The organism is Brucella haematophila (assembly GCF_005938105.1).
GTDB lineage: Bacteria > Pseudomonadota > Alphaproteobacteria > Rhizobiales > Rhizobiaceae > Brucella > Brucella haematophila.
Genome location: NZ_VCPE01000019.1, coordinates 1 through 12,207 on the forward strand (window position 1 = coordinate 1; position 12,207 = coordinate 12,207).

Sequence of the window (12,207 nt, forward strand, 5' to 3'; positions counted from 1 at the left end):
CGCTGAAAAACAAACGAGGGAAGGTTCAAACATGGGTCAATTCTAAATGGAAATATCACCCCAAACCGGGTCACTTCTCAGCGGCAATCAACAGGACGCGGTACGAAAGGCAGGCGGACCCGCTGCCCTTGAAGCCATAAGGCGAGGACTGAAGGGCTACGCGAATGGCGGCGCGGTAGGAGTTCCGAGCGTTGCATCAATTAGCGCGCCCCGGATCCCCTCATTGTCAGGTATGTCGCAGACCAACAACAACACGACGAACAATGCGCCAAGCATCCATGTCAGCGTGACCGGCGCGAACGGTAACGCTGAGATTGCGGCCATGGTGCAGGAAGGCGTTGCCCGTGGCATTGAGGCTTGGCAAGGCACATCGCAATTCACGCTCGCGGTTGGTCGAGGAGCGCAGATGGCACAGCGTAAAGGTATGGTGAGAAGGCCATGACTAAGCGTATCAAATTCTCTCCAGAGGGCGTCTATGTGTCTCGACCTGGGCATGACGTGGAAACGGCCAGTTTGGAACACATGTGTATGTACCCCGGCATGGGCGTCATGGCGCAGGTGTTGGAAGGGACGGTCACGCTAGCTGGTGAAAGTAGGCAGGATTTTCCTTTCCCGAACCCATCCGCGAAAATCCCTTATGTGATCCTGAACTCGACTTCGGGTGAACACCCTGAGCGGAACACCTTCTGCGCGGAAGTGGAGCCTCCATACAACTTTGTTCGTATCCGGAACGAGAAATTTCAGCCAACGCGGACTATCCGATTTGTGGTCCTAATCGATAATACGTGAGGATGACCATGAACCGCGTCAACGAAATCCATATCGAAGGTGTCGGATCAGTCCGGCACCTCAATGGAGTGCTACTACGTCAAATTAGGCGGTAGGTCATTCGCGGATTTGCTCTCTCCGGCTTGTTTTAGCCTTCTCTACCCGTATGCTGAGCTGCATCAGAAGTGTTCCGCAGGCACCAGTATATTGCAGACGTGGTGGAAATTTCGCCCCGTCATTGACAACGTGCTGGTAGAGATTTTGACACTTGTCGCTCAGACCAGGATTATCAAGCTTAATCCCATATTGATGCGCAAATTCATTTCTGATACCGCGAACCCAGTTCAGAGATTTTGCTTCCGCGTCATTGATAAGACCAAGCAAATATGCTGCGCTAATCCGCGATGAAAAACTGCTCAAAGGGCCGTTATTCTGCAAAAAATCCTTTGTTTTTTTGGGATCATCAACCAAGAATGCCTCGATTGCTCTTCTCAGCATCTCGTCCAGCATCGAAGCCCACACGAGAACGCATCCCCGATCTGTACCCACTTCATTTTCTTTGTTTGCATCATCGAAGAATTGTTGAAGGTCAGATAAATGTTCGGGCAGAGCAACCACCAGTGAATTTTCTGAGACAATCTCTTCTGACGGCGGGGTATAAGACCCAATCGCACCGTACTTTCCGTTCACTGCGTTCCAGTATATTTCCCGTCCATGAGGCTCGGGGTCTTTGGGGGAAGCCGTAAATGGCAACTCTTCGGGATGGTGGTCAAATTTTACAACGCAATTAATAGATGTCCGGTCAGCATGCGCCCAAGTAGGCTTTTTCACACTAGAATATTTTACCCAGTTCGAAGCCATGAAACTATCCATTCCTATCCTGCAACATTAAACAACCAGCCACTTGAGGGGGCGGGTATCGCAGACCTGCACTTCTTTCAAAAACGGACCCGCCCGACAAGACAGCGCACATAAAGCGTAAGAATTTCAGTTTTTGTCGGAATAGCTAAGGCGTTTTGCATTGGCGTCATGGAACCATTCCTTTGGTGTCCGAACGCGCTTTTGGCTCATACGCAGGTATGGTTCAAATATGTTGGGCATATCATTACGGAACCTCATCACAGCATCGAGCGCAGAATTGTTTTTTGCTCTTATCTTCTCAGCTTGCGGCTGATCGTAAATTGTCATCGCAGCGTCGATATCCTCATAACTTGTGACGGCATTGTAGAAAGCGTTAATCTCGGCAAACGCTTCAGGACCAAACAGAAACTTTGACCTTAAAAATGCGCTCGTCAATTTTGGTATGACTGCCGTAGTCCCGCGATTAACTTGGAATTCTAAAGCTACCTCTTCCAAGTCAGCGTAAATATTCAAACGTCTATCAAAGAGATCGAGAACGACTTTCTGATGGGCCGTTCGCCATTGCATGAATGCCACGCCTACGGCAATCAGGGCAATAATCGGTGTAAGCAGGCCCTGAAGAACAACAATCCATGCTGGCATCTGAAACGCTCCCGGCCTCATCAATAAGCTTGTCTCATATACCGTCTGCAAATATCGAAGCCAGCACAATTCGCGACGGAGTGGCTTTATAGTCGGCAGGCCAGTACCGCAGGATTGGTCGTTCTCTCATGCGGCGCTGCTATCCTATTCATCCGCACAGCTTCAGCGTGGCCGTCGATGATGTGTCCCAGGCGATAGAAGCCTTTGCGTCTATCGGGCTTGATATAGCCTTCTGAGACCAGTTCTTTGAAAGCGATATCGCTTATGTGCAGAGCCCGCGCACCATCGTATCGGTTGATGAGCATGGAGCGGATAGGCTTGTTGAGCTTCGACATGTGCAATCCACAACTGTTCAATGAATGCGATCTATTATAGCGCATTGTTCATCAAATGTGATACATTCTGCGTAATTTCCAGTTCAGCAAACAGGCCGTTTCACCATGACGACAGCACATGAACTTTGCGCGGAATTCGATATCGAGATTATTCCAGGCACCAGCTACCCGTTACCGGGCCAGACACGCGCCGTTGCCACCATCAATCGTCTGATCGAGAAGTACGGTGAAGGCCACGCCCGTATCGTCCTGTCCACCTTGGCAGAAGCAGCGGGAAAGCAGGGACTGATCGACAAGTACAGCCTTTGGGCCGTGAGTGATCTTGTCCGCGCCTGCTCTGACTGGATCGAGACCGATCTATCAAGCTGGTATGAGGCATGGGATCAGATGCCTATGGGCTTCGCAATGTGGGAATGTAACCAGCTATCGGGCATTGTGCGTCAGCGTTCAGGGCTTGCCGGTATGCTGTACCTGATGCTTTCCATGCAAAAAAGCGCAAAGCGGGCCAACAAAGCGCCTAACTATAAAGCGCTTATGAAGGCCTACGACGAAGAGAAAGCCCTTCACCGGGCAACCTCGAAGGAAATAGAGGGGGTGGCGGCTTAGGCTACGAAAAGACCGAGATCGATGATTGCCAATTCGTCGTGAAATTTAATGCTGATAGCATTTGGAAGCTGTTGCAACAGTTGACGCTTAGGTCGTTGCAAACATCAGGTATACGACGATTAGCTCGCTGCTTGCTCGGTTTTGAAGCTTCTACGGTAACCACACAGCGTTGTGATGGCTGTGCCAGCGCATACGCAATTAAGAAGGGGTCGCGACCAATCTGAATTATCTCAGCGTCGTTTAGATCAGTTGCATATTTATTTAGTACAGACTGCACCAAAGCCGGGTCAACTTCTTCATCCAGGCGAAGACATTCATAATTATCGCCTTCGCGAAGCCATTCATCCAACGCTGAGCCGTCTGCTATCTCTTCCAGAATTTCTACAGGCATCTTCACCAGCCCAGATTGCCCCATGTGTATGAGCCAGCTCCAGAATTCTGGGAAACGGTCAAGAGAATAATATGAACTATGAGCAGTAATCAGCACGTTCGCGTCGATGAGATGCACGGCTTCTCCTTACGCAGCACTGTCAGTAAGAACATAAACGCTGCTCGGTTTAACGCCGAGGATCGCAGCAGCCTTCGATGGCGACAAAGCACCTTCCGCCAACATGCGCTTGGAAAGCTCAACTAGCCGATTTCCTAGTTTATGCCTCCGCACCGTGTAATAGTTCGGGCCTCCAGGTTTTTCTTTGGAGCGCTCCCTCTGTGAGGCACGGTTCTTTAGCCATTGAGCTCGGAAGAATGCGGTCACAGAAGACCAGGCATCGTAATCAATGATACCATGTCTATAGAGCTTATAGGCAACCATCGAATGGCTCACTTGCCTTGCTTCCGCGATAGTGGCTATGCGGCTCAAAATCTGACTTTGAGGAGCGTTCAAGAGCGAAGGCTCCTGCGCAATTTCTGCATTTGGCAAAAGGATGCGCCCGGCAACATCGTTGCAGAATATTTCTGTCTCACTGGACGAACGGCCGCCGCTCACGCCCGTTTGACCAAGCCATATGTGCGCCAGTTCGTGCAAAAGCGTGAAAGACCATGCCTGTTCGCTGTCCTGATCGTTGATCACGACGAAAGGCGCAATAGGGTCAGCAAGCGCGAACCCTCGGAATAGTTCGACGTTCAAAGCACTATGATGACTGCCAAGATTGCCGATGAGCAGGACAAAGATACCTGCAGCTTCGGCCCGACTGCGGAGATAGGCAAATCCCCTAGTGCCGTTCCCATACCTGAACGTACTCAAATCGAAATTGAGATCGGCCTGTATTCGATCAGCTAGTTTTTCCGGGCCTTGCTTTTGGTCGAATGAGCCGACAAAGCCCAATTGAACAGCCTCATCCTCGGTCTCGAGGACGGACCTGACCATTTCTTGACGGGCGCGTACCTCTCGGAGAAGGGCATCGACTAGCGCCATATCCCGTTTTGCATATTCTGCAGGGAGCGTACGGAAATCCTGACCCCGCGCCGCTACAGAAGGCGGTTCTGCGAGATAAAACGTCAACAGAGGGCGACGATACTGTGTAGCCATCTTAACCAGCTGGGGCCTAGAGGGCTCTATGTCTCCACTTTCGATCATAGCCAACCTATCTTCGCCCGCGATACCGCGAGCGGTGCCGATGCCAAGCTTGGCAGCAGCATCCTCGAGATTGAGCCCAGCGGTTTCGCGGGCCCATCGCAGGATTGATGGGTTGACCTTGGTCACGTTATTTCTCGCCCCTTCAGCGGTGTATTCATGCACATATAATCGTTACGAAACCATATAGGTAAAAATTAACGAAATCTGTACATGCAGCAAATTATCGCAACTTGGATTTATTGCGATAACCATCGGCTTCCCGCGCAGACTAAGCGGGTTCTTTCCGAATGCGGCCTTCCAAAAGCTCAAGGGTACGTTCTTGGGCTTTTCTCATTCCGTGCACGTGCTCGACAATAAGGCCGAGGCACACAATCAGCATCCCAGAAATGAATAGACCGACGCCATATGGCAATAGCAGAAAGCCGCTCGATCCGGTCAGCGTGAAGCCGAGCGCAGCAGCGACCACACCGGCGAACATTCCGAGCGTTCCGATAATCTGTGCGAAAATTCCCATACCGTCGAACCATCAAAACAATTGAAATTAATGTTTATACTTCAAATTCATATAAAACATTTGGAAAATAACTTTGGTCAAGCGCAAAACGGACACCTCGATAGGTGTCATTTGGGCCGGATAAAGGGGAATTCCTGAGCAGCATCAGTATTTCCTGTGATACTCGTATTCCCTTTAAAGCCGCCTTAGCTTCCTCAACGCCATCCATAATTCCATTGATAAAATCCAAGTTTTGTTCGTCGGTCATGGCACCAGCGGCGTCTTGCCTCACCGTACCATTACGTTGACCGAGTTCAATTCCGAGAATTCGGCCTTCCTCGTAGAAATTTGACATGTTTCCCCCTGAAATAAATGAACTCTTCGGCAACCTGTCAGAGCCTCAACTTGTCGTCAAGACACGGCTGTCTGTAGAAAGGGTCAGAGCTCGCGTTCGATCTTCTTCCAGGCGGCCATGCCTGCTTCCGTCAAAGCGTAATGAGATATCTGGTTTGTGAAAGTTGGATGATTTCGCGTTTCGATAAATTTGCGGGCGATAAGCCGCTCCTCAGTATCCGAGCCACATCCTTTGATCTCGATACACGCAACAAATACACCAACGCCGTGTAAACTAAGGACTTCGAGCGCATGTTGTTCTCGTTTGCCAATCGGCTTGCTAGGAAGGGAGGCTCGCCACTTATCTTCGGCTTTCTTATTAAAGCGCTGTGTACTCTTCGCCACCCATCGTCTTGGGATCAAAACCCAGCTTACGATAGTGTTCTGCAACAATATAATCGGGGTTATCCAAACGGGATCGAGCTGTTCTATCATCCGGTGAGGAAGCTTCGGCCCGGTCCCGATCCTTTTTCCATTTCTCAAGAGGCGAAAGCGTTTCTTCCTCCCAAACAAACGGAATGTGACTTTCGCCTTCTTTCGTCGGCCAGTTCAGCATCGCGTTTTCGACTTCGGAAACGACCCATATCTTTCGGCTGTGCCACTGTTTCGGTGGAGGCAGGAAACCTTCGGCCACCATGTTGTCGATAGTGACAACGCTGACGCCGATGGACTGTGAAAGCTCAACTCGGTTCATACCGAGGCGCGGGATATGGCGAGACGGTTTCATAGGATAGGCATATCGTCATCATAAACGACTTGTGACGACCTGAGCTTCTCTTTGAGATTATCGCCTGGCAACAGACGTATTAAAATATCGCCTATTTCAATTTCCGCGATGAAGTTAGCTTTTTGGGCACCCTTACAGATAGCGGTGATTTGGCTGGAAGTGATGAAATGAGCTTTTGACATTTTTTACGACCGATCTGCTCTGGTTTGTCGTCTTAAGCGCAAAGTGTCTGCGAGCGCCATCCTCTCACCGGGCAGTGCAGCTGCACCCTCTTCGGATTTAACCGAGACAGCATTGCGTCGTTCGTATTCCTCAACAGCAGCGGGTGTAATGCGAAGCAATTTCCCGACGCGGAACGCTTCAAGTTGGCCGGAATTAATCATGTTCCGTATCTGGCGGGATGAGCATCCCCAGAGTTTCGCCACGTCTTCGGGACGATAAGCGTATTGATGTGTCATGGCTTTAGACCTCCCTGGCAAGAGGAGGCTGGCAGCTACGTGATGGGCGGTCAAGCGGTAAGAACAATCTGCGAACAGGCTGCTACCATTTTGCTACCCAACTCGGTAGCACGATCAAATATAGACGCATACAGATGAGGAAAGAGCCTGCCACTATAGCCGACAATTCGGGATTTTTGAGGATGATTGAATATAGCGGCAGACAAGGGCGTTAGAATTTGAAGTCCGGACGCCCCACCAGGGACGCGTCTCTTCCAAATTTTAGCCGGTACTTGCGGCGTGTTCACTCTGCGTGAAATCGCCGAACAAGTCCAGCTTGCGCCGGTTTAGCCGACGCAAATCTCCGCGTCGGATCGTGACGCTGTTTCGATCAAAAAATTCAAGAATCTGGATGGCCACCTTGCGGCCACTGTCCACACGATCACGAAAGCGCGCTGCGATAAACCAGCCGCTGTCGAACTCCGCATCCATCACCGACAGTATCGCGATCATCTCGGCAATCGTGCTTCGCTGAAAAAAGTGATCCTGCGCAACTTCATGCACACGTCCCATGCGACCGCCGAGCTTGAGAATGCGACGGATTTCGGCCTCCTTTTCATCAAGCAAACCGGCAATATCGCGCACGCGCGGCGGGCGAAAGCGCGCTTCGCCGCCAAGCATCGGCGCGATCCGCTCCCACAGCGCTGTGTCGGCGTCGCTCATGGTCACCTCATGATCGCTGAGACGAAGCCATGCGCCATCAAGTTTCACCAGTTGCGCATCCATTAGCGCGGCTATTGCCGCCCGGAAGGCGCTCGCAGGCAGACGTGGCTTCAAAAGCAGGCGCAGCCTTTCCACCCCCATACCAATCAGGTCTGGGTTCTCGTCATGAAAATTGCCAAGCCGCTCCAGAATGTCACTGCGCAACGCATTCCAGCGCTCCGGCAGCAGCAGCAATTGCGACTGGCCCTGCGGCAGAACCATTGCATTGAGCGCGTGCACCAGAGAATGTGGCTCATCGGCCAAAGCCCGGTCGCGCAGGAAAGCGGTTGCATCCAGATAAAACGGGTCGACGGACAGCAGCGCCCGTGCCGCTTCTACCGGATCATCAATGGCATGAGCGTCGAGTTGTGCCATCCGCTCGGGGCTGCGGCGCTTGCGCTGCGGCGGGCGTAGATCAAGAAAGCGACCGCCTCCGATTGTTCGCTGTGCGGAAACATCGCGAATGACAAAACGATCACCTGACGCAGCTGCAATCGGGCGATCCAGCACCAGTTGCACGCGTGCTTGAGTGCCCGGCGCGAGATCATTGTCCTGCAACAGCACGATGCGCGCACCCACTTCAGCAGACGCATGGTGCAGCCGTACCGGAAACCACTGGTCTATCGACTTGCGTTCCGACGGCAGGATTGAAAGCGAGGCGTCCACGCGGTCTGTCGGCATGTGCAACTCGGGCGACAAGACCATGTCGCCACGGCTGACCGCTTCCTTGGAAATGCCTTCGCCTGCCAGATTGAGTGCACAACGGTCGCCTGCCTGTGCGGTTTCGCTTGGCCGGTTCTGCGCATGGATCGTACGCACGCGCACCTGCTTGCCCGAAGGGCTGATAGTCAGCTGATCGCCAATCCTGACAGTACCGGACAGGACGGTTCCCGTCACGACAGTTCCCGCACCCTGAATGGTGAAGGAGCGGTCCACGGCGAGCCGAAAGCGTCCATCAGCGCGGCGGTGCGGGAAGTTGTGTGTCTCACTTTCGAGGGCCACTTTAAGCCGGTCCAGCCCCTCACCCGTGATGGTGGACACCGGCAATATCGCCACATCGGCAAGCGCGGTTGAGGCCAGTACATTGCGGATATCCGTTTCCACCTCGGTCAGACGAGCAGCGTCAACGAGATCGCTTTTCGTGATCACAACGATGCCGCGATTGATCCCGAGCAGACTGACGATAGCCAGATGTTCGCGTGTTTGCGGCATGATGCCATCGTCTGCCGCGACCACCAGCAAAACGAAGTCGATGCTGGCCGCACCTGCCAGCATGGTATGCACAAACTTTTCGTGCCCCGGCACATCGACGAAGCCGAGGATTTCCTGTTCGTTGCTTGTCAGGGGCAGATAGGCAAAGCCAAGATCGATGGAAATGCCGCGTGCTTTTTCTTCCTTGAGCCGGTCGGTGTCGACTTTCGTCAGCGCACGCACGAGGGACGTCTTGCCGTGATCAATATGTCCCGCCGTGCCGATAATCATGGGCGGTGTTCCCCGGCAGCTCTTGCCTCGGCCGTCCGGCGTTCGTCATCATCCAGCTGATCGCGAGCTGCTTGCAGGAAGGAATCCGCAAGGGCGCTGCCTTCAGACCGGGCGCGCAACAAATGTTCGTAAGCCGCCAAAGCATCGCGCTGCACACCCATGCCGAGATGCAACGCTGCACCGAGCATTGCCTCGCCATCGGCATCGCCAGCGCCTGCCGCCTTCCGCCACCAGAACACGGCCTGTGCTGGATCGCGCGGCACACCGACCGCGTTATGATAGATCATACCAAGCCGCGTCATGGCGGCGGCAATGCCGCCCTCGGCTGCTTTCTGCGCCCATTCGCGTGCTTCCACCGGGTCGGCGGTAACGGCGTCGCCTTCCAGCAGCATCCAGCTCAACATGTCTTGCGCTTGCGGGTCGCCTTGTTCGGCAGCCAGACGATAAAGCCTAGCCGCTTCCGGATAATCGGGGTCAATGTCCTCGCCCTTGAAGAGAAGTGAGGCGAGATTGCGCTGGCCGGAGGCGTCGCCAGCTTTAGCTGACAAGGCCAGCCATTGATGCGCGAGATCTATGTTTCTGTCGACCCCCATGCCGCCTGCAAAACAGGCGCCGATGTTGTTCTGGGCGCGCGCATTGCCCTTGCGCGCCAGCGGTTCCCATATTGACAGAGCGGTGGCGTAGTCCCCCGATTTTGCCGCGACAAGCGCCTGTTCCAGTGATTGCGCGTCACTGTCCTGTTTGGGCTTGCGGGAGAAAAGATCAGTGAGCCGCATAGGAAGCCAGATTCCTGACGAAGCGGCTTTCATCATCGAGGCAACGCAGATCGAGAATGAAAGCACCTTTTTCAATGCGGCCGATCACCGGCAGCGGCAATTGTCGCAGCGCGGTGGCCAAAGCAGTAAGCGCGGAGCCGCTGCCGTCTTTCGGGACGACGGACAATCCGGCGCTTGGAACGGTCGATAGTGGCAAGGCACCGGAGCCGATCTGGCTGGCGCATTCGATTGCGGTCACATCAAAGGCAGCACCGAGCACTGTTTGTAACTCAGGCTGCAATCGGATGGCTTGATTGGCGATGTCGCTTTTCGATCGCGCCAGGTAGCGGAGTGTTGGCAGCTTTTCGGCCAGCCTTTCGGGGTTGCGATAGAGCTTCAGCGTTGCCTCCAGCGCTGCGAGCCGGATTTTGTCCACGCGAAGAGCGCGCTTCATCGGGTTCTTGTTGATGCGGGCGATCAGATCGCGCCGCCCGACGATGAACCCGGCTTGCGGGCCGCCCAACAGTTTGTCGCCTGAGAAGGTGATGACATCGGCCCCTTCGGCAACGGCTTCACGCACGGTCGGTTCATGCGCAAGACCCAAAGCCGTCAGGTCGGCGAGTGTGCCGGACCCAAGGTCGTTGACCAGCGGCACGCTGCGCGCCTTGGCGATTGCGCCAAGCTCCGTCGCCGATACCTCGCGGGTAAACCCTTCAATGCGATAATTGGAAGTATGGACCTTCAATATCAGCCCGGTATCCGGCCCTATGGCGCTTTCATAGTCACGCGGATGGGTGCGGTTGGTGGTGCCAATCTCCACCAGTCTGGTGCCTGCGCGGGTCATGATATCGGGCATACGGAACGCACCGCCGATTTCGATCAACTCGCCGCGTGAAACCACTGACTCCTTGCCTGCCGCAAGGCTATTCAGCACCAGCAGCACGGCAGCGGCATTGTTGTTGACGACGGTTGCGTCTTCCGCACCAGTCAGTTCGCAGACGAGTGCGCGCAGATGATCATCGCGCTCACCGCGCGCGCCGGTTGAAAGATCGAACTCCAGCGAAACGGCTTCACGCATGGCTGCCGTCGCAGCCTCGATTGCCGCTTCGGCCAGAATGGCGCGACCGAGATTGGTGTGCAGAACTGTTCCCGTCAGATTGAACAACGGGCGCAGGCTTGATTGACCAGAGGCTTCAAGCAGATCGATGGCTCGTGTGGCAATCTCGACGCTGCTGGACGGTGCAGCGCCGGATTTCACGGCTTCGCGCACGTCGGTGAGGATGGTGCGGATGGCTTCAGTCAGTGCCGGGCGACCGAAGCGTTCAAGCGTGGAGCCAAGTTCGGGCATTTGCAGAAGCGCATCGACGGAAGGCAGTTGCCGCAGGTGAGATCGGGTCTGATCCATGGCACCTCACAATCCTGCAAGCAAGGCTGCAAAGCCGCCGCGCCGATAGGGCGTTTCGCGCATCAGCATATCGAGGCCGAGGCTTGCCACATCGTCGGTCATCGGGTCTGCATCAGTGGATTGCTGCTGGTAAATGATCTTGGTCCAGCTTCCGCATTCGTCACAGGTTTCCGCCTTGATGACGCCGCCGCCGTCTTCGACCTCCTTATAACCGACCCCTTTGGTAGAGCCGCAGCAGGTGCATTTGATGCGGACATAGTGCCAAAGCGTGTTGCACACCGAGCAGGAACAAAAGCGCGCGCCATGCGCACCTTTCCAGCCAACGACGACTGAACTCGACGGCATGCTGCCGCAAGCGGGGCAGACCCCGTCTGCAACAGGCTTCACGGCTTTTGGATTAAGCGCGGATGCCAGCCGCGTGAAATGCAACTGGAGACCGGCCCAGATATAGATATGTTCGGCAATCGCATCCGGCGGCAGCATGCCGGTGAAAACCGCATTGATCATGCGGCGCCGCTCCGCAGCGCTGGCGGCGATCACACGCTCCAAAGCGTCGGCGGCATCCTGCGGTTTGGCGATATCGCGCGCGCGATCAAACAGCTTGTCGAAGATTGAATTCAGGCTGCCGTCCGATGCCGCCGCATCGCGGTCAATGCAGGGCATTTCCGGCAGCTGAGAGGTGTCCGATTGTGTCGCTGGACCTAGCTCGTTCTGAACGGCTGCTTGCGCATCGCTCAGATCGGCGACAAATTCGAGATAGGGTTTGAGCGGGCTTACCGACCCCAGCAGCCGCAGGCGCGCGGCTCTCCGGGAAAACAGGTCGTCAGGATCGGGCAATCGCACAAAGGGTGGAGACGATACCTCGCCAATCGCCGTTGGATCCGGCGCCAGATCTGTCTTGCCTGCCATTCTACTCCCTCACGAACCCGCCGGGCCACGTGGACCACTGCAATCATATTTATTCT

At 54.5% G+C, this 12,207-nt stretch carries 17 protein-coding genes; 3 read left to right on the forward strand and 14 right to left on the reverse strand.

All coding sequences use genetic code 11. The features are described 5' to 3' along the window. The first annotated feature begins 223 nt into the window (after positions 1–223). Complete coding sequence (locus FGI60_RS26350) at positions 224–442, forward strand: hypothetical protein (RefSeq protein WP_171058831.1); 219 nt, start codon at positions 224–226, stop codon at positions 440–442. After that, positions 439–789: a hypothetical protein gene (locus tag FGI60_RS21855; protein ID WP_138786976.1), complete on the forward strand. Its 351-nt coding sequence runs from the start codon at positions 439–441 to the stop codon at positions 787–789. Before FGI60_RS26350 ends, FGI60_RS21855 begins: the two co-directional genes overlap by 4 nt. Positions 790–885: 96 nt before the next feature. On the opposite strand, the gene FGI60_RS21860 is transcribed toward FGI60_RS21855, so the two are convergent. The 3 genes from FGI60_RS21860 to FGI60_RS21870 form a co-directional block, all read right to left on the reverse strand. Continuing rightward, positions 886–1,629, reverse strand: a complete 744-nt coding sequence (locus tag FGI60_RS21860; RefSeq protein WP_171058832.1) for a hypothetical protein — start codon at positions 1,627–1,629, stop codon at positions 886–888. A gap of 126 nt (positions 1,630–1,755) precedes the next feature. Then, positions 1,756–2,271 carry a hypothetical protein gene (locus FGI60_RS21865; RefSeq protein ID WP_138786978.1) on the reverse strand — a complete coding sequence of 172 codons (516 nt, stop codon included), beginning with the start codon at positions 2,269–2,271 and terminating at the stop codon, positions 1,756–1,758. A gap of 86 nt (positions 2,272–2,357) precedes the next feature. Then, on the reverse strand, positions 2,358–2,606 hold the full coding sequence (locus FGI60_RS21870; protein ID WP_138786979.1) for a hypothetical protein: 249 nt from the start codon (positions 2,604–2,606) through the stop codon (positions 2,358–2,360). Positions 2,607–2,711: 105 nt separating this feature from the next. Between FGI60_RS21870 and FGI60_RS21875 the strand changes: the two genes are divergently transcribed. Next, on the forward strand, positions 2,712–3,212 hold the full coding sequence (locus FGI60_RS21875; protein WP_138786980.1) for a hypothetical protein: 501 nt from the start codon (positions 2,712–2,714) through the stop codon (positions 3,210–3,212). 1 nt (position 3,213) lies between these two features. Here FGI60_RS21875 and FGI60_RS21880 read toward each other — a convergent pair whose 3' ends face one another. The 11 genes from FGI60_RS21880 to fdhE all read right to left on the reverse strand — a co-directional run bounded on the left by FGI60_RS21880 (position 3,214) and on the right by fdhE (position 12,151). Then, positions 3,214–3,720 carry a DUF4411 family protein gene (locus FGI60_RS21880; protein ID WP_138786981.1) on the reverse strand — a complete coding sequence of 169 codons (507 nt, stop codon included), beginning with the start codon at positions 3,718–3,720 and terminating at the stop codon, positions 3,214–3,216. Between the two features lie 9 nt (positions 3,721–3,729). After that, a complete protein-coding gene (locus FGI60_RS21885) occupies positions 3,730–4,914 on the reverse strand; it encodes an ImmA/IrrE family metallo-endopeptidase (RefSeq protein ID WP_138786982.1) in 1,185 nt (394 codons plus the stop codon). A gap of 142 nt (positions 4,915–5,056) precedes the next feature. Continuing rightward, the gene (locus FGI60_RS21890; RefSeq protein WP_138786983.1) at positions 5,057–5,302 is read right to left on the reverse strand and encodes a hypothetical protein; all 246 of its coding nucleotides are present in this window, start codon (positions 5,300–5,302) and stop codon (positions 5,057–5,059) included. 34 nt (positions 5,303–5,336) lie between these two features. Next, positions 5,337–5,636, reverse strand: a complete 300-nt coding sequence (locus tag FGI60_RS21895) for a hypothetical protein (protein WP_138786984.1) — start codon at positions 5,634–5,636, stop codon at positions 5,337–5,339. 83 nt (positions 5,637–5,719) lie between these two features. Then, positions 5,720–6,019: a hypothetical protein gene (locus FGI60_RS21900; protein ID WP_138786985.1), complete on the reverse strand. Its 300-nt coding sequence runs from the start codon at positions 6,017–6,019 to the stop codon at positions 5,720–5,722. Beyond that, positions 5,994–6,401, reverse strand: coding sequence for a hypothetical protein (locus FGI60_RS21905; RefSeq protein ID WP_138786986.1), 408 nt, complete (start codon positions 6,399–6,401; stop codon positions 5,994–5,996). The genes FGI60_RS21900 and FGI60_RS21905 overlap by 26 nt, the downstream gene beginning before the upstream one ends. Before the next feature lie 185 nt (positions 6,402–6,586). Next, positions 6,587–6,859 carry a helix-turn-helix domain-containing protein gene (locus FGI60_RS26835; protein WP_138786987.1) on the reverse strand — a complete coding sequence of 91 codons (273 nt, stop codon included), beginning with the start codon at positions 6,857–6,859 and terminating at the stop codon, positions 6,587–6,589. A gap of 261 nt (positions 6,860–7,120) precedes the next feature. Beyond that, on the reverse strand, positions 7,121–9,082 hold the full coding sequence (gene selB, locus FGI60_RS21915; protein ID WP_138786988.1) for a selenocysteine-specific translation elongation factor: 1,962 nt from the start codon (positions 9,080–9,082) through the stop codon (positions 7,121–7,123). Next, on the reverse strand, positions 9,079–9,858 hold the full coding sequence (locus FGI60_RS21920) for a tetratricopeptide repeat protein (protein ID WP_138786989.1): 780 nt from the start codon (positions 9,856–9,858) through the stop codon (positions 9,079–9,081). Before FGI60_RS21920 ends, selB begins: the two co-directional genes overlap by 4 nt. Continuing rightward, positions 9,845–11,242: an L-seryl-tRNA(Sec) selenium transferase gene (gene selA, locus FGI60_RS21925; protein WP_138786990.1), complete on the reverse strand. Its 1,398-nt coding sequence runs from the start codon at positions 11,240–11,242 to the stop codon at positions 9,845–9,847. Before selA ends, FGI60_RS21920 begins: the two co-directional genes overlap by 14 nt. A gap of 6 nt (positions 11,243–11,248) precedes the next feature. Beyond that, positions 11,249–12,151: a formate dehydrogenase accessory protein FdhE gene (fdhE, locus tag FGI60_RS21930; RefSeq protein WP_138786991.1), complete on the reverse strand. Its 903-nt coding sequence runs from the start codon at positions 12,149–12,151 to the stop codon at positions 11,249–11,251. Between the last annotated feature and the right edge of the window lie 56 nt (positions 12,152–12,207).

Excerpts from the sequence above, each read along its gene's own strand:
- FGI60_RS21870 (WP_138786979.1), bottom strand. The coding sequence starts at position 2,606 with ATGTCGAAGCTCAACAAGCCTATCCGCTCCATGCTCATCAACCGATAC.
- FGI60_RS21855 (WP_138786976.1), top strand. The coding sequence starts at position 439 with ATGACTAAGCGTATCAAATTCTCTCCAGAGGGCGTCTATGTGTCTCGA.
- selB (WP_138786988.1), bottom strand. The coding sequence starts at position 9,082 with ATGATTATCGGCACGGCGGGACATATTGATCACGGCAAGACGTCCCTC.
- FGI60_RS21905 (WP_138786986.1), bottom strand. The coding sequence starts at position 6,401 with ATGAAACCGTCTCGCCATATCCCGCGCCTCGGTATGAACCGAGTTGAG.
- selA (WP_138786990.1), bottom strand. The coding sequence starts at position 11,242 with ATGGATCAGACCCGATCTCACCTGCGGCAACTGCCTTCCGTCGATGCG.
- fdhE (WP_138786991.1), bottom strand. The coding sequence starts at position 12,151 with ATGGCAGGCAAGACAGATCTGGCGCCGGATCCAACGGCGATTGGCGAG.
- FGI60_RS26835 (WP_138786987.1), bottom strand. The coding sequence starts at position 6,859 with ATGACACATCAATACGCTTATCGTCCCGAAGACGTGGCGAAACTCTGG.
- FGI60_RS21865 (WP_138786978.1), bottom strand. The coding sequence starts at position 2,271 with ATGCCAGCATGGATTGTTGTTCTTCAGGGCCTGCTTACACCGATTATT.
- FGI60_RS21895 (WP_138786984.1), bottom strand. The coding sequence starts at position 5,636 with ATGTCAAATTTCTACGAGGAAGGCCGAATTCTCGGAATTGAACTCGGT.
- FGI60_RS21890 (WP_138786983.1), bottom strand. The coding sequence starts at position 5,302 with ATGGGAATTTTCGCACAGATTATCGGAACGCTCGGAATGTTCGCCGGT.
- FGI60_RS21920 (WP_138786989.1), bottom strand. The coding sequence starts at position 9,858 with ATGCGGCTCACTGATCTTTTCTCCCGCAAGCCCAAACAGGACAGTGAC.
- FGI60_RS21860 (WP_171058832.1), bottom strand. The coding sequence starts at position 1,629 with ATGGCTTCGAACTGGGTAAAATATTCTAGTGTGAAAAAGCCTACTTGG.
- FGI60_RS21875 (WP_138786980.1), top strand. The coding sequence starts at position 2,712 with ATGACGACAGCACATGAACTTTGCGCGGAATTCGATATCGAGATTATT.